The organism is Polaromonas sp. C04 (assembly GCF_002002705.1).
In the GTDB taxonomy this organism is placed as follows: domain Bacteria; phylum Pseudomonadota; class Gammaproteobacteria; order Burkholderiales; family Burkholderiaceae_C; genus Rhodoferax_A.
The window spans coordinates 229,221-251,134 of the sequence record NZ_MUNS01000041.1 but is presented as its reverse complement, the minus strand read 5'-3'; the positions used below and the strand labels follow the sequence as shown (position 1 = coordinate 251,134).

16 protein-coding genes and 1 pseudogene are annotated in these 21,914 nt (G+C 67.3%); 8 read left to right on the top strand and 9 right to left on the bottom strand.

Features of this window, described 5'->3' with window-relative positions:
- The first annotated feature begins 58 nt into the window (after nt 1–58).
- Nucleotides 59–1,039: a response regulator gene (locus B0E49_RS17590; protein WP_077563773.1), complete on the top strand. Its 981-nt coding sequence runs from the start codon at nt 59–61 to the stop codon at nt 1,037–1,039.
- 149 nt (nt 1,040–1,188) lie between these two features.
- Here B0E49_RS17590 and B0E49_RS20970 read toward each other — a convergent pair whose 3' ends face one another.
- Both B0E49_RS20970 and B0E49_RS20965 read right to left on the bottom strand, forming a co-directional pair.
- On the bottom strand, nt 1,189–1,617 hold the full coding sequence (locus B0E49_RS20970) for a rhodanese-like domain-containing protein (RefSeq protein WP_286138131.1): 429 nt from the start codon (nt 1,615–1,617) through the stop codon (nt 1,189–1,191).
- Between the two features lie 201 nt (nt 1,618–1,818).
- Nucleotides 1,819–2,331, bottom strand: a pseudogene (locus B0E49_RS20965) (MBL fold metallo-hydrolase); the annotation flags it as partial.
- Nucleotides 2,332–2,490: 159 nt separating this feature from the next.
- On the opposite strand from B0E49_RS20965, the gene B0E49_RS17580 reads away from it, so the two are divergent.
- Nucleotides 2,491–3,321 carry a PPK2 family polyphosphate kinase gene (locus B0E49_RS17580; RefSeq protein WP_077564185.1) on the top strand — a complete coding sequence of 277 codons (831 nt, stop codon included), beginning with the start codon at nt 2,491–2,493 and terminating at the stop codon, nt 3,319–3,321.
- An 18-nt stretch (nt 3,322–3,339) separates the two neighbouring features.
- On the opposite strand, the gene B0E49_RS17575 is transcribed toward B0E49_RS17580, so the two are convergent.
- From B0E49_RS17575 to B0E49_RS17560, 4 genes are all read right to left on the bottom strand, one after another.
- Nucleotides 3,340–4,062: an ABC transporter ATP-binding protein gene (locus B0E49_RS17575; RefSeq protein WP_077563769.1), complete on the bottom strand. Its 723-nt coding sequence runs from the start codon at nt 4,060–4,062 to the stop codon at nt 3,340–3,342.
- Between the two features lie 29 nt (nt 4,063–4,091).
- The gene (locus tag B0E49_RS17570) at nt 4,092–6,020 is read right to left on the bottom strand and encodes a branched-chain amino acid ABC transporter ATP-binding protein/permease (protein WP_077563767.1); all 1,929 of its coding nucleotides are present in this window, start codon (nt 6,018–6,020) and stop codon (nt 4,092–4,094) included.
- A 2-nt stretch (nt 6,021–6,022) separates the two neighbouring features.
- Nucleotides 6,023–6,898, bottom strand: coding sequence for a branched-chain amino acid ABC transporter permease (locus B0E49_RS17565; protein ID WP_077563765.1), 876 nt, complete (start codon nt 6,896–6,898; stop codon nt 6,023–6,025).
- A gap of 112 nt (nt 6,899–7,010) precedes the next feature.
- Nucleotides 7,011–8,246, bottom strand: a complete 1,236-nt coding sequence (locus tag B0E49_RS17560; RefSeq protein WP_077563763.1) for an ABC transporter substrate-binding protein — start codon at nt 8,244–8,246, stop codon at nt 7,011–7,013.
- Nucleotides 8,247–8,586: 340 nt separating this feature from the next.
- Here B0E49_RS17560 and icmF point away from each other — a divergent pair, with 340 nt between their 5' ends.
- Nucleotides 8,587–11,958: a fused isobutyryl-CoA mutase/GTPase IcmF gene (icmF, locus tag B0E49_RS17555; RefSeq protein ID WP_077563761.1), complete on the top strand. Its 3,372-nt coding sequence runs from the start codon at nt 8,587–8,589 to the stop codon at nt 11,956–11,958.
- Here icmF and B0E49_RS20565 read toward each other — a convergent pair whose 3' ends face one another.
- A complete protein-coding gene (locus B0E49_RS20565; protein WP_168175083.1) occupies nt 11,959–12,123 on the bottom strand; it encodes a hypothetical protein in 165 nt (54 codons plus the stop codon).
- Nucleotides 12,124–12,238: 115 nt separating this feature from the next.
- On the opposite strand from B0E49_RS20565, the gene B0E49_RS17550 reads away from it, so the two are divergent.
- Both B0E49_RS17550 and B0E49_RS17545 read left to right on the top strand, forming a co-directional pair.
- Entirely contained in the window at nt 12,239–13,453 is a 1,215-nt protein-coding gene (locus B0E49_RS17550) for an NAD(P)/FAD-dependent oxidoreductase (protein WP_077563759.1), read from the top strand.
- A 16-nt stretch (nt 13,454–13,469) separates the two neighbouring features.
- Nucleotides 13,470–14,675 carry a DUF2252 domain-containing protein gene (locus tag B0E49_RS17545; RefSeq protein ID WP_077563757.1) on the top strand — a complete coding sequence of 402 codons (1,206 nt, stop codon included), beginning with the start codon at nt 13,470–13,472 and terminating at the stop codon, nt 14,673–14,675.
- Here the strand turns inward: B0E49_RS17545 and B0E49_RS17540 are convergent.
- A complete protein-coding gene (locus tag B0E49_RS17540; protein WP_077563756.1) occupies nt 14,665–15,603 on the bottom strand; it encodes a 1-phosphofructokinase family hexose kinase in 939 nt (312 codons plus the stop codon). The two genes, B0E49_RS17545 and B0E49_RS17540, sit on opposite strands and share 11 nt — an antisense overlap.
- 45 nt (nt 15,604–15,648) lie before the next feature.
- Nucleotides 15,649–16,716 (bottom strand): DUF6352 family protein, encoded by a 1,068-nt coding sequence (locus tag B0E49_RS17535; protein WP_077563754.1) that lies wholly within the window; start codon nt 16,714–16,716, stop codon nt 15,649–15,651.
- A 207-nt stretch (nt 16,717–16,923) separates the two neighbouring features.
- Here B0E49_RS17535 and B0E49_RS17530 point away from each other — a divergent pair, with 207 nt between their 5' ends.
- From B0E49_RS17530 to B0E49_RS17520, 3 genes are all read left to right on the top strand, one after another.
- Nucleotides 16,924–17,694, top strand: a complete 771-nt coding sequence (locus tag B0E49_RS17530; protein ID WP_077563752.1) for an SDR family oxidoreductase — start codon at nt 16,924–16,926, stop codon at nt 17,692–17,694.
- Nucleotides 17,695–17,903: 209 nt separating this feature from the next.
- Nucleotides 17,904–20,009 (top strand): DUF6600 domain-containing protein, encoded by a 2,106-nt coding sequence (locus B0E49_RS17525; RefSeq protein ID WP_077563750.1) that lies wholly within the window; start codon nt 17,904–17,906, stop codon nt 20,007–20,009.
- Between the two features lie 179 nt (nt 20,010–20,188).
- Nucleotides 20,189–21,907, top strand: a complete 1,719-nt coding sequence (locus B0E49_RS17520; protein ID WP_077563749.1) for a WS/DGAT/MGAT family O-acyltransferase — start codon at nt 20,189–20,191, stop codon at nt 21,905–21,907.
- Nucleotides 21,908–21,914 lie beyond the last annotated feature (7 nt).

Here is a 21,914-nt window from a genome sequence, read left to right as displayed (position 1 = left end):
TACAACCGGCACACGTCAAAATGTCACCTGTCAAAAATCACCGCCCATTCCAATCACGATGAGCTTTCCCCTCTACCAATCGCCCGGAACCATCGTGTTCCTCGACGACGACCCCGACTATCTCGACATGCTGGCGCTGGTGATGCCGGAGGACTGGCACGTGCGCCTGTTCCGGCGGCCGCAGACCTGCATCAACTACCTGCAGCAAGAGCCGCCGCTGTGGGAAGCCGACGCCTGGGCGCAGCAGGAGATGATCGAAGAGTCGCGCGCGGGCGGGGCACCCCTGATTTCGCAAATCCTGCGTTATTGGGGCGAGCACAGCCGGCGTTACGCACTCACCCAGGTGTGCGTGGTCGACTACTCCATGCCCGGCATGGACGGACTGCAGGCGCTCAGTGAGCTGGTGGACTGGCCCGGTCTGCGCGTGCTGCTGACCGGCCAGGCGGACGAGCAGATTGCGGTGGACGCCTTCAACCGCGGCCTGATCGAACAATTCATCCCCAAGCAAACCCCGGACATCTCGCGCCGCCTGATCGACACGCTCAGGCGCATGCAGGCCACGGCCAGCGGGCGCCACTCGCAGATCTGGCGCAGCACGCTGACGCAGAGCCAGAATGCGCTGCTGCGGGTGCCGTCGATCGCGCAGGACCTGTCCGAGTTCGTCGCCAGCCACTGGGTCGAATACGTGGTGATCGGCCGGCCGTTCGGCATTCTGGGGCGCGATGCCAATGGCCGCGTCGGCTGGCTCCAGCTGGAGCCCGTCAGCGGCCTGGGCGAACTGGCCGAGCTCGCGGGCAGCGCCGGGGTCAGCTCGCAGGGTGTCGCCGAGATTCAAAAGGGCAAAAAACTGGCCGACCTGGAGCTGGGGCAGGCGCTGGGGCGCACCACCGCTCCCGAGCTAGGCCCGGCGCTGCCGATCGGACGCGAAGAATCGCTGCTGGGTGCGCTGTTTGCCGTCGGCATCGAGCACAGCCCGCACGCCAGCACCTGCTACCACCGCTGGCTGGCCGCTCAGCCGAAGCGCTTCGTGCAGGAATGAAATAGAACACCCCCGAAGCGCCTGCGGCGCTTCCCCCTCAAGGGGGCGATATCAGCGGCCCGGCGAAGCCGGTTCCGCGGTATCCCTGGTATCTGCCGCGCTGGTTTCGTGCGTCGCGGTTCGCGCGCGATGCGGTGGAGCAACCAGGATCAGCCCTGCCGCCACGGCAGGCCGCGCAGGCGCCAGCCGCCCTTGCGGCCGCGGTGCGCCTGCTCATCCGGGTCGCCCTCGAAGCCTTCCAGAATGTTGTAGGCCTGCAGGCCCAGTTCGGTCGCGCGCCTGGCCGCCGCAATCGAGCGCACGCCGCTGCGGCACAAGAGCACCACCTTCTTGCCCGGCGGCACGGCTTCCTTGAGGCCGACATCGAACGCCGGGTTCATGGCCATGCCGGGCCACTGCTTCCAGGCCAGCGGCACCGCGCCGGGCACGAAGCCGACCCATTCGCGTTCGGCATCGGTGCGCACGTCCACCAGCACGGCCTCGCCCGCCTGCCACCAGCGGCAGGCCAACTGCGGCGATACATCGCCGGCGTAGCCTTGCGCGGGACGCGGCGCGTCCGGCGCGTCCGGCTGGGCCAGGGTCGCCGCACCGGCGTCGTGGCGCAGGCCCGAGCTCAGATTCGCCGGCACGGCCTCGTCCATGCGCTTGGGTTTGGGCAGGCCCAGTGCGTCCATGGTGGCGACAAACTCGGCCAGCGTCTTGCCGGCCACGCGCGCGTTGCCGGCCTTCTCGGCGCCAATGGTCGAATGCGTGCGGCCCTGGTAGTCGTGCGCCGGCCAGACGGTGGTGGCATCGGGCAGCGCGAACAGCACTTCGGTCAGGCTGCGGTACAGATCCGCGGCGCTGCCGGACTGGAAGTCGGTGCGCCCGCAGCCGTTGATGAGCAGCGTGTCGCCGGTGAACACATGGTCGCCGCCCGGCGTCTTCCACAGATAGCTCATGCTGCCCGCCGTATGGCCGGGCGTATGCAGTGCGGTGATCGCCTCGCCGCCGAAACGCAGCACCTCGCCGTGCCCCAGTTGCACCGACGCCGTGCGGATGCCGCAGCCCGCCGGCGCGGCCGTTTTCGCGCCGGCATGCTCGGCCAGCAGCCCGGCGCTGGTGATGTGGTCGGCATGCGCATGGGTCTCCACCGTCCAGACCAGCTTGAGGCCGTACTGCTTGAGCACGGCCAGATCGCGCTCGACCTGCTCGTCCACCGGATCGATGATGAGCGCATCGCGCGTGGCCTCGTCAAACAGCACATAGGTGTAGGTGCTGGAGGCGGGATCGAAAAGCTGCAGGGGTTTCATGGCAATCTCCAGGGAGGTATCCTGATTTACAGCATAAGTTTAGAACGTTGAGGAGCAATTCATGCATTCTTATTGGCAATCGCTGGCCGGCGCCCCCGACGCTCTTGTTTTTGTAGCGCCCCTGACAGCCGGCATGTGGGCTGCGGTGCGATTGACCTCATGAAAGCCGGCAAACTTCTGGCGCCATGGCAACCGCGCATTGATGCGAGCGGCAAACCCTGCAAGCTCTCCGACTTCGACCCCAGGGCCCAGCCCTTTTCCGACGGCGACAAGGCCCAGGACAAGGCCCGCGTCGAGGCCCTGGCGCTGGAGCTGGACACGCTGCAGGAACTGTTTTACGCCGACCGGCGCTACAAGCTGCTGGTGGTGCTGCAAGGCATCGACGCCGCAGGCAAGGATGGCACCATCCGCGGCGTGTTCGGCCAGCTCAGTCCGCTGGGCGTCGACACCATCGGCTGGAAGGTGCCGTCCGAGGAAGAACGCGCGCACGACTACCTGTGGCGCATCCACCAGAAAATGCCCGGCGCGGGCCAGGTGATGATTTTCAACCGCAGCCACTACGAAGAGGTGCTGGTGCCGGTGGTCAACGGCTGGATCACGCCCGAGCAGACGCATCAGCGCTATCGGCACATCAACGAGTTCGAGCGCCTGCTGGTGGAGACCGGCACGGTGCTGCTCAAGTTCATGCTGCACATCAGCTATGAGGAGCAGCGCGTGCGCCTGCAGGAGCGCGTGGACGACCCCACCAAACACTGGAAATTCAGCCTGGGGGACCTGGAAGTGCGCAAGCAATGGCCCGCGTACCAGCAGGCCTACGAGGCGCTGCTGGGCGCCACCAGCACGGCCTGGGCGCCCTGGACCGTGGTGCCGGCCGACTCCAAGACGCACCGCAACCTGATGATCGCCACCGTGGTGCGCGACACCTTGCGCGAGCTGGATCTGCGCTACCCGCCGAGCGACCCGAAGCTGGCCGGGCTGAAGGTCAAGTAGCCTGCCGCGGCAACGGATTCAGTGCCCGGCGCCCAGGTAGGCGGCCTTGACGGCCGGGTCGTCGCGCAGGCGCTCGGCCTCGCCATGCACGGAGATGCGGCCGTTTTCCAGTACGTAGCCGTAGTCCGCCACTTGCAGCGCCGCGGCAGCAAACTGCTCCACCAGCAGCATGGTGACGCCGCGCGCCTTGAGGTTGGCAATGATGCGAAAGACTTCCTCGACCAGAATCGGCGCGAGCCCCATCGAGGGCTCGTCGAGCAGCACGATCTCCGGGTTCAGCATGACGGCGCGGGCCATCGCCAGCATTTGCTGCTCGCCGCCCGACAGCGTGCCGGCCAGCTGGTTGCGGCGCTCCTTCAGGCGCGGAAACAGCTCCATCGCGCGTTCCAGGTCCCCCGCCACATCGCCCCTGGGACGGCTGCCGGTCAGGCGCGGAAAAGCCCCCAGGGTCAGGTTGTCGGTTACGCTCATGGTCGCAAACACACGCCGGCCCTCGGGCGAATGCGCCAGGCCCAGCTTGGCAATGGTGTAGGACTCCAGGCCATCGACGCGCTTGCCCTGCAGCGTGATGCTGCCCGCGGTCGGTTTGATCATGCCCGAGACCGCCCGCATGGTGGTCGTCTTGCCGGCGCCGTTGGAGCCGATCAGCGTCACTACTTTACCCCTGGGCACGTCAATGGAAATGCCGTGCAGGACCTGGATCTTGCCGTAACCCGCTTCGAGATTTTTGATGCTCAACATAGTGATGACTTGCCTGCTCCTTGTTGGGTCTACGCCGCCTGGCCACCCAGATAGGCTTCGATGACCTTCGGGTCGGCCTGCACTTCGGCCGGCCGGCCCTCGGCAATCTTCTGGCCAAAATCCAGTACCGAGACGGTGTCGCAGATGCTCATGACCACGTCCATGTGGTGCTCGATCAGGATCACGGTCATGCCGTGGTCGCGGATCTTGCGAATGATGGAGATCAGCTCCTTGATGTCCGGCGCCGTCAGGCCGGCGGCCGGCTCGTCCAGCAGCAGCAGTTGCGGATCGAGCGCCAGCGCACGCGCGATCTCCAGCAGGCGCTGCTTGCCATAGGGCAGGTTGCGCGCCTCCTCGAAGGCCATGTCCTCCAGCCCGACAAAGCGCAGCAGGCCCAGGCCACGCTCGATCGCAGCCGCCTCCTCGCGCCGGTAGCGCGGCGTGTTCAGCGACACGTCGACGATGTGGCTGTCAAACGTGTGGTGCAGGCCCACCTGGATGTTTTGCAGGGCCGTCATTTCGCCGAACAGCTGCACGTTCTGGAAGGTGCGCGCAATGCCCGACAGGGCGATATCGGACGAGGTGCGCCCGACCACCGAGCGGCCGGCGAACTCGATGCTGCCCGCGGTGGGCACGTAAATGCCGGTCAGCACGTTCATCATGGTGCTCTTGCCCGAACCATTGGGGCCGATCAGGCCATGAATCGTGCCGCGCCGGATCAGCAGGTCCACCTCATTGATCGCCTTCAGGCCGCCAAACTGCATCAGCACGTCCTTGGCCACCAGCAACGTACCTTCGCCGGCCGACGCGGCCAGCCCCAGGGCGTCCTTGCCGGAATCGGGGCCGGCGGATGCGCTCCTGGCGACGCGGCCGCCCTTGCGGAAGGCCAGCAGGTTGCGCACGAAACCCACGATGCCATCGGGCAGGTAATACACCACGAACAGGATCATCAAGCCGAAAATCGACAGGCGCCAGTCCGTGATGGAATCCAGCCAGAACGAAAAACCGGCCAGCGCGATGGCCCCGACCACCGGAATCCAGATGATCTTCGGCGACGTCATCTTTTTGGCTATGCCCACGCCCGCACCCACCGCGATCAGGAGGGCCAGCCCCGAGGCAACGATGCGAAACGTGTCCAGGTCGTCGAGCAGCTTGGGCAGCATCACGATGATGGCGGCTCCCAGCAGGACCCCCGTGCGGGTCTTGCGCCCGCCCATGATGACGGCCAGCAGGAACAGCACCGTCAGCTCGAAGTTGTAGGTATTGGGCGAAATGTATTGCTCCGAATACGCGTACAGGCTGCCCGCCAGTCCGGCAAAGCCGGCGCTGATCACGAACGCGTAGACCTTGTAGCGGTACACCGACACGCCCATGCAGTCGGACGCCACCGGGCTGCCACGCAGCGCCTCGAAGGCGCGCCCGAGTTGGGACTTCAAAATCCGGTGCACCACGATCAGCGACAGCAGCATCAGCCCAAACACCAGCCAGTAAAAGGCACGCTCGTCGAACGTGTAGCCCGCCACGCTGGGCTTGGGGATCTTGATGCCGAGCGGGCCTTCGGTGAGGAAGTCCATCTCGTTGATCAGGATCTGGATGATGGTGCCGAACGCCAGCGTCACCATGGCCAGGTAAGGGCCCGTCACGCGCAACGCCGGCAGCGCCAGCAGCGCGCCAAAGCCCGCGGTCACCAGGACGCTGGCCGGAATGGTCAGCCACAGGGACGCTCCCAGCTTCATGAACAGCACGCCGGTCGCGTAGGCGCCGATGCCGAACAGGCCGGCATGCCCGAGCGACACCTGGCCGGTGTAGCCCACCACGATGTCCAGGCCGAACAGCAGGATCGCGTAGATCATGATGGTGGCGATCAGGTGGATGTAGTACGGGTTGGGCAGAAACCACGGAACGGCACCCAGCGCGGCCAGGCACAACACCGACACCAAAAGAAACTTCCGGTTCATCGTCAAACTTTCTTGATGGCGGTTTTGCCAAACAGGCCGGCCGGCTTGATGGCCAGCACGGCCAGCAGCAGCACCAGGCCGGGGACATCCTTGTAGCCGGTCGAGATATAAAAACCGGTGGTCGTTTCGGCAATGCCCAAAATGATGCCGCCCACGATGATGCCCATGCCGCTGGTCAGCCCGCCGATGATGGCGACGGCGAAGGCCTTGAGACCGAGCACGGCCCCCATGGTGGCGCCTGTCAACGTCAGCGGTGCGATCAGCACACCGGCAAAAGCGGCCGTGGCGGAAGACAGCGCGTAGGAGAATGTGATCACCAGGCCGGTGTTGATGCCCATCAGCTTGGCCGCGTCCCGGTCGTTGAAGGTCGCCACCACGGCCTTGCCATAGATGGTCTTGCGGTTGAAGAACTCGACGGCCAGCATCATCAGCACGGCGCCCACGACCACCAGGATTTCCATCGGCAGCACGTTGGCGCCGAACACCTTCAGCGGTGATTCGGGCAACGGGGAGGGAAACCGCAGGTCGTCGCGGCCCCAGACGTTCTCGGCCACGTTCTTGAAAATGATCCCCAGCGCGATGGTCGACATGATCCAGCCGAACTCGCTCTTGATCTTGATGGCGGGACGCACGCCGACGCGCTCCACCAGCGCCCCCTGCAACAGCCCGAACACGATCACCAGCGGAATCATCAGCCAGTAGTTGACGCCCAGATTGACCAGCGTGAGCCCGACCATGGCGCCCAGCATCAGTGCATCGCCCTGGCCGAAATTGAGGGTGTCCGAGGTCTGGAAGGTCAGTTGATAACCAAACGCGATCACGGCATAGATCATGCCAAGCGAGACACCGCTGTAGATCAGTTGAAGCAGGATTTCCATAAGTTGCGTTCCGCGAAAATGCCAACGACGAAAAGGCTATAAAAAAACACCGCGCGGGCCGCAAAGGTCCGCGCAGTGTTTGTCTTGAAGCACGATAACGGCAAGGATCCGATTACTTCCTGGCAGCCGGTGCGGCCTTGGCCTTGGCGTCTTTCATGCGCAGGTCCGCGCCTTTTTTCAGGTCGTCGGCGTAGGCGTAGACCACGCGGCCGGCCTTCACCTCGCCCATCACCGGAATGTTGGCCGTGATGGCGTCATGGTCGTCATGGGTGAACGGCTTGTCATACACCGTCACGACACCGTCCACCTTGGTGTGCAGGTTTTCCAGCGCCTCCCGAATCTTCGGGCCGTCCGTGCTGTTGGCCTGCTTGATGGCGGCCGCCAGCAGGTACACGGAGTCATAACCCTGCGCCGCCGACACGGCCGAATCGATGCGGTTGTTCTTGGGCTTGAAGGCCTTCAGGTACGCATCGATGAAGGCCTTGCGCTTGGGTGTGTTGGGCTCCTGGATGAAGGTCTGCGGCATGCGCGCGCCCTCGCCGCCGGGGCCCGCATTGTCGATGTAGTTGGCCATCGACAGGGTCCAGCTGCCCACCAGGGGGACTTTCCAGCCCAGCTTGGTCATGCCGTTGGCGATCTGGGCCAGCTCGGGGCCGATGCCATAGGTAAGCACGACGTCGGCGCCGGCCTCCTTGGCCTTGAGCAGCTGGGGCGTCATGTCGACGTCCTTGATATTGAACTTCTCGACCGCCACCGGCTTGACGCCTTTGGCCGCGAGCGCGGCCTCCAGATCCTCGCGGCCCAGCTGGCCGTAGTTGGTGGAGTCGGCCAGGATGGCGACCTTCTTGAAGCCGCGGCGCGTGATGGCCTCTTCCACGATCATCGGCGCCTGGATGCTGTCATGCGCCGAGTTGCGGAAAACGTAGTTGTCGGGCTGGTCCTTGAACTGCTTGGTGATCACGCTGCCGGTGGCCACGTTGCTCATGACCGGGATCTTGGCGTCCTGGAAGAAACGCTGCGACGCCAGTGCCACGCCAGTGTTGATGTAGCCCACCACCGCCGTCACTTTTTCCTTGTTGATCAATTCCTGGGCAATTTGCGAGCCGCGCTCGTTTTTCGCCTCGTCGTCACGCTCCACCGCCTGCAGCTTGCGCCCCAGCACGCCGCCGGACTTGTTGATTTCATCGATCGCCAGACGCACGCCATCGCGCATGCTGACCCCCATCGACGACGAGCCGCCCGTGAAGGGTCCGTCCACCCCGATCTTGATGGGCTCCGCGGCAGTCGCGACGCCGGCAACGGTCAGGACGGCCGACGCAATGGCCAGCTTTGCAAAACTAAATTTCATTCTGTCTCCAGGTTGATAAACGAATCCCGTGTGAAGTGCCTCGCCTTGAAGCGCCAGCGCAAGCTGGGCGCCAACGCTGCATGTGAGCCCTTCACCCATCCCTTTTTTTGGGAAGGCAGTACCACTATCTGACGCGAACCTTGCACGGGACTTGCAGATGGCCCGTTGGACCCGGACATGCCGGGTGAATAGGGTGAATTCGCGGGTAAACCCCGAATTCCCAGGTGCTAAAAAGAGTGCCTGAGGGTCTCGCTTCTAATTGACGTTTACGTAAACGTCAATTAGTATCGTGCCACCCCCGATCCGATCGACCACCAACGCTGCACCGCGTGGAGACACCATGACCGACCTGTCCGCTGACTACAAGGCCCTTGCCAACTACCGCCCCACGCACAAGGTGCGTTTCGTCACGGCCGCCAGCCTGTTCGACGGGCACGACGCGGCCATCAACATCATGCGGCGCATCCTGCAGGGCATGGGCGCCGAGGTCATCCACCTGGGCCACAACCGCAGCGTGGACGAGGTCGTGACGGCCGCGCTGCAGGAAGACGCACAGGGCATCGCCATCAGTTCCTACCAGGGCGGGCACGTCGAGTACTTCAAGTACATGGTGGACCTGCTCAAGAGCCGCGGCGGCGAGCACATCCAGGTCTTCGGCGGCGGCGGGGGCGTGATCGTGCCGCCCGAGATCCGCGAGCTGCAGGCCTACGGCGTGGCGCGCATCTTCAGCCCCGAAGACGGCCAGAAGATGGGCCTGGCCGGCATGATCGGCGAGATGGTGATGCGCTGCGACAAGGACCTCAGCGGCTTCGCGCCCAGGGACATTGGCGCCATCCAGGGCCACGGCGAGATGGCCTGGCGCGCACTGGCCCAGCTCATCACGGCGCTTGAGAACGCCGCGGCCCCGGCGACCGGCCAGAGTGCCGACACCCCACTGGCGGCACTGGTCCAAACCCTGCGCACCCAGGCGGCGACGAAGAAGGTACCCGTGCTCGGCATCACCGGCACCGGCGGCGCGGGCAAGTCATCGCTCACGGACGAGCTGATCCGGCGCCTGCGCCTCGACCAGAACGACAGCCTGCGCGTGGCGGTGATTTCCATCGACCCGTCACGGCGCAAGAGCGGCGGCGCGCTCTTGGGTGACCGCATCCGCATGAATGCGATTGGCCCGTGGCGCAAGCCGCCGACCAAGGTGGCCGGCAAGCCGGCCGCGGCCGCCACCGACAACGGCCAGCGCGTGTTCATGCGCAGCCTGGCCACGCGCGACTTCGGCTCCGAAATCAGCGCCGCGCTGCCCGATGTGATCGCCGCCTGCAAGGTGGCGGGCTTTGATCTGATCGTGGTGGAAACCTCGGGCATCGGCCAGGGTGACGCCGCCATCGTGCCGCACGTGGACGTGCCGATGTACGTGATGACGCCCGAATTCGGCGCCGCCAGCCAGCTGGAAAAAATCGACATGCTGGACTTCGCCGAGTTCGTGGCCATCAACAAGTTCGACCGCAAGGGCGCGCTCGACGCGCTGCGCGACGTCTCCAAACAGGTGCAGCGCAACAAGGAGGCCTGGACCACGCCGCCCGACCAGATGCCGGTGTTCGGCACCATGGCCGCGCGCTTCAACGACGACGGCGTGACCGCGCTGTACCAGGCCCTCAGCGCGCGCCTGGCCGAACTCGGCCTCAAGCTCGGCAAGTCCAGCCTGCCGCATGTGAGCGTGCGCCACAGCACGAACCAGACCCCGGTGGTGCCGGCGGCGCGCACGCGCTATCTGGCCGAGATCAGCGATACCGTGCGCGGCTACAAAAAGCGCGCGCGCGAACAGGCCCAGCTGGCACGCGAGATCCAGCAGCTGCGCGCCGCCGCCGCGATGCTGACCGTGGCCAAGCCCGACAAGGCGCGCGCCGCCGAGGCCGCCATCGACCTGGCCGTGGCGCGCGAGCAGGTGCAGGAGCCGCCCGCCAAAAAGCTGCTGGCCCAGTGGCCCGAAATGCAAAAGGCCTATGCCGGCGACGAGTACGTGGTGAAGATCCGCGACAAGGAGATCCGCACCGCGCTGACCACCAAATCGCTGTCGGGCACCACCATCCGCAAGGTGGCGTTGCCGCAATACCAGGACCACGGCGAGATCCTGCAGTGGCTGATGCTGGACAACGTGCCCGGCAGCTACCCCTACACCGCCGGCACCTTCGCCTTCAAACGCGAGGGCGAGGACCCGACCCGCATGTTCGCGGGCGAAGGCGACGCGTTTCGCACCAACACCCGCTTCAAGCTGCTGAGTTCGGGCATGGCGGCCAAGCGGCTCTCGACCGCGTTTGATTCCGTGACCCTGTACGGCAACGACCCCGATCCGCGCCCCGACATCTACGGCAAGGTCGGCAACTCGGGCGTGTCGATCGCCACGCTGGACGACATGAAGGTGCTGTACGGCGGTTTTGATTTGTGCAGCCCCAGCACCTCGGTTTCCATGACCATCAACGGCCCGGCGCCGACCATCCTGGCGATGTTCATGAACACCGCGATCGACCAGAACATCGACAAGTTCAAGCTCGACAACGGGCGCGAGCCGACCGAGACCGAAACCGCCAAGATCAAGGAATGGGTGCAGGAGAACGTGCGCGGCACGGTGCAGGCCGACATCCTCAAGGAAGACCAGGGCCAGAACACCTGCATCTTCTCCACCGAGTTCAGCCTCAAGGTGATGGGCGACATCGCCGAGTACTTCGTGCACCACCGGGTGCGCAACTTCTACAGCGTGTCGATCAGCGGCTACCACATCGCCGAGGCCGGCGCGAACCCGATCAGCCAGCTCGCCTTCACGCTATCGAACGGCTTCACTTTTGTCGAGGCCTACCTGGCGCGCGGCATGCACATCGACGACTTCGCGCCGAACCTGAGCTTTTTCTTCAGCAACGGCATGGACCCCGAGTACACCGTGATGGGGCGCGTGGCGCGGCGCATCTGGGCGGTGGCGATGAAGGAGAAATACGGCGCCAACGAACGCAGCCAGAAGCTCAAGTACCACATCCAGACCTCGGGGCGCAGCCTGCACGCGCAGGAGATCCAGTTCAACGACATCCGCACCACGCTGCAGGCGCTGATCGCGATCTACGACAACTGCAACTCGCTGCACACCAACGCCTTCGACGAGGCCATCACCACGCCGACCGAGGACTCGGTGCGCCGCGCGATGGCGATCCAGCTCATCATCAACCGCGAATGGGGCCTGGCCAAGAACGAGAACCCGAACCAGGGCAGCTTCATCATCGAGGAGCTGACCGAGCTGGTCGAGGAAGCCGTGCTGCTGGAGTTCGAACGCATCGCCGAGCGCGGCGGCGTGCTGGGGGCCATGGAAACCGGCTACCAGCGCGGGCGCATCCAGGACGAGTCGATGCACTACGAGATGCTCAAGCACACCGGCGAACTGCCGATCGTGGGCGTCAACACCTTCCGCAACCCGCATGGCGATGCCGTGCAGGACAAGCTGGAGCTGGCGCGATCCACCGACGAGGAAAAGCAGGGTCAGCTGAAACGGCTGGCCGACTTCCACCAGCGCCACGCCAAGGAATCCCCCGCGATGCTCAAGACACTGCAGCTCGCCGTGATCGAGAACAAAAACGTGTTCGAGGTGCTGATGCAGGCCGTGCGCGTGTGCTCGCTCGGCCAGATCACGAATGCGCTGTTCGAGGTCGGCGGGCAGTACCGGCGCAATATGTAATCAGCCGCCCTTTTTCGGCCGCTTGCCCGGGTTTTTCTTGTTGTTGGTGGCGGTGCCGCGCTCCAGGCTGCGTTTTTGCCCGCGTCCGGCCGTGGTGGTGTAGCCCGGTGCGGGAATGGGTTTGGGCGCGCAAATGTCGCTCTCGGTTCTGATTTTCTTGGCCATGCAATAACTCCGGTGGGTTTCAGGAAAGGCTCGATTATCCCCGCACTTGCCCGCGTGGCAGACTGCTGGAATCCAGACTCCGATCGCCCGCGGCGCCTTGCGCCCCTGCCCCGTCATGAATCTTGACATCGAACAGCTCCCGGCCGCCTGCGACGTGCTCGTCGTCGGCGCCGGCCCGGCCGGCAGCGCGGCGGCGCAGTTGCTCGCGCGCGGCGGGCTGGACGTGGTGCTGGTCGACCAGCACGCCTTTCCGCGCGACAAGGCCTGCGGCGACGGCCTGATTCCCGATGCCCACGAGGCGCTGCGCCGGCTCGGCGTGTGGGACGCCGTGATGGGCGAGGCACAGCCGGCCCGCTTCGTGCGCTGCGTCGGCCCGCGCGGCGGGCGCATCGACGTGCCCGCCATGCTGGCGGTGCTGCCGCGCCGCCGGCTCGACGAGATCGTGTGCCGCGCCGCGGCAGCAGCCGGCGCGCGCATGTTCGCGCCGCTGCGCTTCATTCAACCGCTGGAGGACGGCGACGCCGTGGTCGGCGCCCGGCTGCAGCACGGCGAGTTCACGCGCGAGCTGCGCGCGCGCTGGGTCGTGCTGGCCACCGGCGCCGTACCGCAGGCGCTGCTGGCGGCCGGCATGGCCCTGCGCCACACGCCCAGCGGCGTGGCGCTGCGCGGCTACGTGAAGCACGAGGCCCTGGCCGCGCCGCTCGACGCGCTCGAAGTGGTCTGGCACCGCGCGCTCGCGCCCGGCTACGGCTGGATCTTTCCGTGCCCGGGCGGCGTGTTCAACATCGGCGTGGGCACGCTTGACCGCCCCAGCCGGGAGCCGGGCGGCGAGCCGAATCTGCGCCGGGTGTTCGACGATTTCACGCGGCTGCACGCCCCCGCGCGCGAGCTGCTGGCCGGCGGCACGCTGCTCGGCCCCCTGAAGGGCGCGCCGCTGCGCTGCACGCTGGAGGGCGCGCGGCTGTCACGGCCCGGGCTTCTGGTGACCGGCGAGGCGGCCGGCAGCACCTACTCGTTCACCGGCGAGGGCATCGGCAAGGCGCTGGAGACCGGCATCCATGCGGCGCAGGCGCTGCTGGCCGGCACGCGCCAAGGCGACGCCGCGGTGCGCGCCGACTACGAAGCCCGCCTGTCGGCGCTGAAGCCGCGTTTCGACCTCTATGCCCAGGCGAATCGGGCGAACCGCCATCCCTGGCTGGCCGACCTGGTGATCTGGCGTGCGCGGCGCAGTGCGCGGCTGCTGCAGCGCCTGGCCGGCGTGCTCGACGAAACCCGCAACCCGGGCGACCTGTTCACGGCGCGCGGCCTGCTGCGCCTGTTCACCGAATAACAGCGAAGGACTGGCCATGGATATCGTGCGATGCCTCCAGGACTTCAATGCGGGCCGCGACCCCGAGCGCCTGCAGATGAAGTACCGCAATATGCGCACCAGCCCGTTCGTTTTCCTGCGCGGCACCTGCCACCTTTTCTACCAGCAGCTGCCGCGGGGCGCCATGGTCGAGTCGGCGCCGCCGGGCTGGCTCTGCGGCGATCTGCACCTGGAAAATTTCGGCAGCTACAAGGGCGACAACCGCCTTGCCTACTTCGACATCAACGATTTCGACGAGGCCGTGCTGGCCCCGGTGGACTGGGATCTGGTACGCATGCTCACCAGCGTGCGGGTCGGCGCCGAGAGCATCTCGGCCAGCGCCGCGGAGGCCCAAGTGCTGTGCGGGCATTTCCTCGACAGCTACGCCGGCGCGCTGGCGCAGGGTGAAATGCGCTGGGTCGAGCGCGATACCGCGCAAGGCCTGGTCGGCAGGCTGCTGACCGACCTGCAGGGCCGCCTGCGTGCCGACTTTCTGAACCGGCGCACCGACCTCGACGAGAAGGGCCGGCGCCGGACCCTGCGCCTGGACGGCAAAAAGGCGCTGCCAGTGTCCGACAAGCAACGCGAGCAGGTCACGCAGATCGTCCGCCAGTTCGCCGAACGGCAGCCCGACCCGGCCTTCTACAAGGTGCTGGACGTGGCGCGCCGCATCGCCGGCACCGGCAGTCTGGGGTTAGATCGCTACGCGATTCTGGTCAAGGGAAAAGGCTCGCCGGACCGCAACTACCTGCTCGACCTCAAGCACGCGAAGCCGTCCGCGCTGCTGCCCTACCTCACCGTGCCGCAACCCAAGTGGAAGAGCGAGGCGCACCGGGTCGTGGCTCTGCAGCGGCGCGTGCAGGCGGTGTCCATGGCCTTTTTGCAGCCGCTGCGCATTGGCAAGCAAAGCTACGTGCTGCGCGCCCTGCAGCCCAGCGAGGACCGGGTCACGCTGGACCGCTCCAGCCAGACCATGAAGGAGCTTGAGCGCGTGCTGGGCGTGATGGGCCGCCTGACGGCCTGGGACCAGTTGCGCAGCGCCGGGCGCGAGGGCTCGGCCACGGCCGACGAGCTGATCGCCTTCGGGCAGCGCAAGAAGTGGCGCAAACAACTGCTCGACGTCTCGAAAGACTGCGCCGCGCAGGTCTGGCAGGACTGGCAGACCTACAGCCAGGCCTATGACGACAAGGCCTTCAAGCCTTGACGAGCCGGACCTCCCGGCAGAGCCGCTCCACGTCCGCCTTCTGGCACAGCGCGGTGCCACTCGACAGCAGCGCGGCGGAGCCGCCGGCCACGCCGTAGCACAGGGCCTGCGGCAGGTCGGCCCCGCACGCCAGCGCCCAGACCATGGCGCCGACGAAGCTGTCGCCCGCGCCAGTGGCGCCGCATACCGGCACCGCCAGGCCCGGCGCGCGCCAGTTCGCATCGGCCGTCACGAGCAGTGCGCCTTCGGCCCCGAGCGACAGCGCCACCATCCGGGCCTGGCCCTGATCAACGATCTGCTGCGCCGCCGCGCGCCACTCGGACTCGCCCGCCAGCGGCTGGCCCGTGAGTTCGCGCAGCTCGCGCAGGCTGGGCTTGACAATATCGACCCCGGCGTGCAGCGCCGCCGCCAGCGCCGGCCCCGAGCTGTCCAGCACCACGCACGCGCCGCGTGCGCGTGCCGGCCCCGCGAGCCGGGCGTAGAAATCCACCGGCACGCCGGGCGGCAGGCTGCCGCTGAGCACCAGGTAGCGCGGCGCCGCCTCGGGTGCATCGATCTGTGCCAGGCAGGCCTGCCACTGCGCCGGCGCCAGCGTCGGGCCGGGCAGCACGAAGCGGAACTCGCGCCCGCTCGAGGTCTCGCCGACCGTGAAGTTCTCGCGCGTGGCCTCGTCGAGCGCGAGGCACCGGCTGCGCACCCCTTCCGCGTCGAGCAGCTGCCGCAGCAGCGCACCAGTGGCGCCGCCGGCCGGGTAGAACGCCACGCAGTCGCCGCCCAGGCGCTGCACGACGCGCGCCACGTTGACGCCGCCGCCGCCCGCGTGGCGCTGCGCGGGGCTGCACCTGAGCTTGTGCGTGTCCAGCACCTTGTCGACGGAGGTGGACACGTCGACGGCCGGGTTCATGGTGACGGTCAGGATGTCGGTCATCGTCGCGGGGCGCCGGGGCAAGGCAGGCTATGGGGTGGAGGACCCCTATTGTGGACGCGCGGCGCGCAACGGCAAATTCACCAGCAGGTTTTGCGGTTTCAGTTTGACCCCCTGGTCGGCGCTCGTTGCCAGGCCCAGATAGACCGGTTTGCCCGCCACATCGGCACGCATCTCCTGGGGATCGGCAAAGTCGAGCCGGAACAGGCTGAGCAGCCTTTGCTGGCGTTCGGCCTCGACCGCGTTGCCTTCATACAGGTCATTGAGCAGCGCCGTGGCTTCGGTGTCGAGCCCGATGTGCCAGCGCCACGCCGGATCGTCGATTCTGGGCTCGGGCCGGATGCGCACGGCCACGCCCAGAAAGTGCGCGATCCATTTTTCCAGCACGCGCGCCAGCGCACCCAGGCCCGAGCGCGCGCGCGTCATGGTGAGCGTCAAGCCGTGGCTGAGGTCATTGCGGACCTCGTGCGTCAGGTCCAGCAAGAAGCGGTGGCGCTCGCCGTCCTGCCAGTAGCGCGGTGCGTTGTGCTCGGCCAGCACCGCCATCTCCAGCGCGCGCATCGGCGCATTGGCCTGCGTCAGCAGGCGGCCGATCTCGCCGAGACCGCCCGTCTCGCTCAGCAGATCCACCACGTCGCGGTCGGCCGCGAGGATCTGCCCGCCCTGGGTCGAGATGCGCTGGGCGCGAAACAGCATTTCGCCGGCACGCAGCTCGTAAACGTCGGTCGCGTCATCGAGCACGTTGCGCACGATGGCCTGCGCCAGCAGGTCCACGAACAGCGGCGGTATGTCCACGTGGCCGCCGCGGAACAGGCCGAGGTAGTAGCCCTCGAGCGTGCCGGCCGACAGCAGTGCGTCGCGAAAGCGCACAAACAGCGCGTAGTTGGCGCGCGCATCCGGGTCGGCGAGGGCCGCCAGTTCGCGTGGCGTCACGGCCCGCGATGGCTGCAGGACCAGCGCGGCATGCAGGGCCCGCTCCACATCACAGGACTCGGGCACCAGCGCCAGCTCGGGACGCGCCAGGAACAGGCGCAGGTAGTCGTCGGTGGGCACCAGCCAGCCGCGCGCATCGCGCCGGAGCTGGTCAAAGCCGCTGGAGGGCCAGAAATTTTGCATGGAGGGATTTGGAGCAGGGATTGAGCCCCAGTTTAAGCAACTCCGGCTGCTCTTGTTTTAATAGCGTTATGCGCATATCCAACAATGGTTACAGCCTGATTTGACGAGAAATTTCCACCATGGCAAAGAACTGCGCTGGCGCCCAGGTGACGGCCCATCGCACGGCTTGGCGGTAACCTCGGCCTCATTATTTTCAGGAGCCGCACGATGAACATGAACGATCTTTTCTCACTGCAGGGGCGCGTGGCGCTCGTCACGGGCGGCTCGCGCGGCATCGGCCGCATGATTGCGGCCGGTTTTCTGGCGCAGGGCGCGCGCGTCTACATCTCGGCGCGCAAGGCAGCCGCCTGCGACGAGACGGCGCGCGAGCTCTCCAGTATCGGCCCCTGTGTCTCGCTGCCGGCTGATGTGTCGACCGTGGCGGGCGCGCAGGCGCTGGCGGCCGCCTTCGCGGCGCGCGAGGAAAAGCTCGACATCCTGGTCAACAACGCCGGCGCCGCGTGGGGCGCGCCGTTCGACGAATTTCCCGAAAGCGGCTGGGACAAGGTGGTGGACCTGAACCTGAAGACGCCCTTCTTTTTGACGCAGGCGCTCAGCGCACAGTTGCGGCTCGCAGCCCGGACCCGGCCGGCCAAGGTCATCAACATCGCGTCCATCGATGGCATCTCGGTGAACCCGCAGGAGACCTACTCCTACGCCGCCAGCAAGGCCGGCCTGATCCAGCTCACGCGCCGCATGGCACTGCGCCTCGTGAAGGACAACATCGTGGTGAGCGCCATCGCGCCCGGTGCCTTTGCCTCCGAGATGAACCGGACCGCGCGCGACCAGGCCGACGAAGTCATCAAGCACATTCCGGCCGGGCGCATCGGGCGCGACGAGGACATGGCTGGCGCCGCGATCTACCTGGCCTCAACCGCGGGCGACTATGTGGTGGGCTCGACGCTGGTGGTCGATGGCGGTGTCACACACGCGCGTTGAAGGCCGCTCGGCGCCCTGCCGCCTTACACCCCGTTGCAATCGGCGACGGGATTTTGCTTTTGCCAGCCCGGCGCGGGTGGTCTTTATCCACGCTGGCGCGTTCTAAGTAGCAGGGTGAACCATCGCGGCCGCCCTGACCACAGGCCGCGGGAGACAACAACGTGACTTCAAACGCATTTTTTTCACGCCGCGGGCGGCTCGCGCGGCGGATGCTCGTGCCCCTCCTGGTGCTGATGGCCGCCCTGGGCGCCGGCCCCGGCGCGTTCGCGCAAACGCCGGGCGACCCGCCCGATCGCGTGGCGCAACTCAACTACTTCGACGGGCCGGTGAGCTTCGCGCCCGCCGGATTCGACCAGTGGGCCGGCGCGGTACTGAACCGGCCGCTGACCCAGGGCGACCGGCTCTGGAACGACGCGGGCGCGCGCTCCGAGCTGCACATCGACTCCACCGCCGTACGCCTGGACGGCGCCACCAGCCTGAGTTTTTCCACGCTCGACGACCAGACCGTGCAGCTCGCCCTGACCCAGGGCAGCCTGATTGCGCGCGTGCGCAGCCTGCCGCCCGGCCAGCGCTTCGAGATCGACACGCCGAACCTGGCGTTCACGGCGTCGCAGCCGGGCGACTATCGCGTCGACGTGGACCCCGCCAGCGGCACCACGCGGGTCACGGTGCAGTCGGGCAGCGCCGTGGTGTACGGCAGCGACGGCGCCTCGGCGGGCATCAATGCGCGCGAGCAGATCACTTTCTCGGGCGCCGGCCTGGACCAGGTTGCCGCGCAGACCGCGCCGGCGCTGGACCCGTTCGACCGCTGGGCGCAGGCGCGCGACCAGGACGAAGACCGCTCCATCTCGGCGCGCTATGTCTCGCGCGACGTCATCGGCTACCAGCAGCTGGACAACTACGGCGACTGGGAAAACGACCCGAGCTACGGCGCCGTCTGGGTGCCGCGCGTGACAGTGGCCGACTGGGCGCCCTACCGTGTCGGCCATTGGGCCTCGATCGCGCCCTGGGGCTGGACCTGGATCGACGACGAGCCCTGGGGCTTCGCGCCGTTCCACTACGGCCGCTGGGCCCGGTTGGGCTCGCGCTGGTGCTGGGTGCCCGGTGCCCGCAACGTCCGCCCGGTGTATGCGCCCGCATTGGTGGGCTTTGTCGGCGGCAGTGCCGGCGGCATCAGTTTCAACCTCTCGGTGGGCGGCGCCGCGCAGCCCGGCGTGGCCTGGTTCCCGCTGGCGCCGGGCGAGGCCTGGCACCCGAGCTACCGGGCCAGCCCGGCCTATGTCAACAACGTGAACCGGATGGTGATCAACCACAAGGTCACGAACATCACGAATGTCACCAACGTCTACCGCTACCAGCACCTGCCGGCCGCCGTGACGGCGGTGACGGTGGCCGCGTTCGCGCAGGGCCAGCACGTGCGCGGCAACGCGCGCCCGGTGGCCGCGGCCGAGCTGGAGCGCGCCCGCGTGGTGGCGCCGCCGGCGCCGACGCGCGACCCGCGCAGCGTGTTCGGCGCATCAAGGCTGACGCAGGCGCACCCCGCGCCGCCGGCCGCGGTGATCGACCGGCGCGTCGTCTCCAACCCCGCCTTCAACCGGGGCCGGGCCGGTACCGCGCCGGCGCGTGAGGCGCTGCCAAACCCGCAACTGCGCCCCGAGCCGGCGCGCAACGCACAAGGCGGCATGCCGCACGGCTTGACCCCCGGCGCCGCCAATCCGGCAGCACCGGCCACGCCGACGGTGCGACCGCCGCTGGCCGGCGTGCCGCTGGTGCCGCGCGGACAGCCCGAGCCTTCAAGGCCCCCGCGCGACGAGGCCATCGTGGTGCCACACCCCGCGGCAGCACCGGTGCAGCCGCCGCAAGCCGTGCCGCACCAGCCAGCGGTGCAGCAAGAGCCAATGCAGCGCGAACAGACGCAGCGCGAACAAGGACTGCGCCAGCAAAATGCCCAGCGCGAGCAGGCGCAAAACGAACAGGCAGCCCGCGCCGCGCAGATGCAGGCGCAGCAGAAGGCACAAGAATCCCAGCGCGCGCAACAGGAACAGCAGATGCGCCAGGTCCAGGCGCAGCGCATGCAGCAGGAGCAGCAGATGCAGGCGCAGCGTGCGCAGCAGCAGGCGCGTCAGGCCCAGGCCCAGCGCGCCCAGCAGGAGCAGCCAATGCGGCAAGCGCCGGGCCAAGCCCCAGCCCAGCGTGCGAGGCCGCCGCAAGAGCAGCGCGCGGTTCAGGCGCCCGAAAACCGGGCCAGGCCCAAACCCGAAGGCGAGCGGCAGCCGCCGCGTCGCGAAGAGCCGCGGCCGGCGCAGGTCAACTGACGCTGTTTGACACAAGGTTCGGACTTGATTCCCTCCCCTTTTGGGGGAGGGCAAGGGTGGCGGCCGGCGGTGCCAGGTAGGGAAATGTCTGGGCGCCTGACGGTGACGCCCAGGTGCTACCGCTTTTGCCGCAAATGGTTCAAGATCGCAGCCCGGCACCCAAACCCCTGGAGACTGCAATGGACCACCTCGGCGGCATCGACGCTTCGTTCCTGTACCTTGAAACACCCGAAATGCCCATGCACGTGGGCGGGCTCAACATCTTCGAGCTGCCGCCCGGCTACAAGGGCGAATTCGTGCAGGACGTGCGCCGGCACATCGAGCGCCGCATGCACCTGGCGCCCGTGTTCCAGCGCAAGCTGCTGAACATGCCGTTCGAGCTGGCCAATCCGGTCTGGGTCGCCGATGACGACCTCGATCTGGAATACCACATCCGCAGCACGGTGCTGCCCAAGCCGGGCAACCGCGCCCAGCTGGACAATCTGGTGGGCCGGCTGCATTCGAGCCAGCTCGACCGCAGCCGCCCGTTGTGGGAGTTCTATGTGATCGAGGGCGTCGAGACCCCGCCCGATGCCCCCAAGGGCACGCGCCGCGTGGCGTTCTACTCCAAGGTGCACCACGCCGCGCTGGACGGCGAAGGCGGCGCCGTGCTGGCCCAGTCCATCATGGACCTCGGCCCGGTGCCGCGCACAGTGCGCCCGGCGCCGCCGCGCCGCCCCATGGACCACGACACCTACGGCATTGCCGAGCTGACGGGCGCCGGCCTGAAGAACTCGCTGGTGCAGGCGGCCAGGCTGGCCCGGGCGCTGCCGGCGATGCTGCGCAGCACGGTGCAGATGCTGCGCCCGGCGCCCAGCGAGACGCCCGGCGCCGAAGCCGGCGCGCCCGCCCCCGCCAAAGGCGTCAAGGGCGCCATCGGCAACCAGTGGTTCGGCCCCAAGACGCCGATCAATGTGAGCGTCACCAATCAGCGGATTTTTTCGAGTTTTTCGATTCCACTGGCCGAGATCAAGCACATCGCCAAGGGCCAGGGCGTGACCCTGAACGATGTGGTGATGGCGATTTGCTCGGGCGCGCTGCGCCACTACCTGGCCGACCTGGGCTGCGTGCCGACCGAGCCGCTGCTGGCCGGCGTTCCGGTGAGCCTGCGCGAAAAGGGCAACACCGAGATGAACACGCAGGCCTCGATGATGCGCGTGAGCCTGGCCAGCACCGTTGCCGACCCGCTAGAGCGGCTGCAGGCGATCCGGCAATCGAGCCTGGCAGCCAAGGCCATGACGGCCAGCATGAAGTCGGTAATGACTATGGACTTTCCCTCGCTGGGCGCGCCCTGGCTGATCGGCGGTCTGGTGTCGCTGTATGGCCGCTCCAGGCTGGCAAACCGCATGCCGCCGGTCGTCAACGTCGCCATCTCCAACGTGCCGGGGCCGAAGTTCGCGCTGTACATGGCGGGCGCGAAGATGCTGACCTACTACCCGGTGTCCATCGTGGGGCACAGCATGGCGCTGAACGTGACCGTGCAGAGCTACAACGGCTCGCTCGACTTCGGCCTGACCGCTTGCCGCAAGGCCATGCCTGACCTGCCGGAGCTGGCCAGGTACATGCAGGCGACGCACGAGGAGTTGCTGAAGCTCACGCCCGCCGCGGTGGCCGAGCCTGCGAGGCACGCCGCGTCCACCGAGGCCGTTGCGGCGCGGCACCGCGCGCCAGCCCACAAAGTCCGCACGCCCGCCCGCGCCAAGCCGGCGACGCCCAAAAAGGCAGTCGCCAGGAAGCCCGCGGCCAAAACCAGGCCCAGCCCCAAAACGACGGCCCGAAAAGCACCCGTGGCGCTCCAGGTGGTGGCGGGTCAACCCAAACCATCGCGTCCTGCCCGTACCCGTCGGACGGCCGCATGAGGTTCAA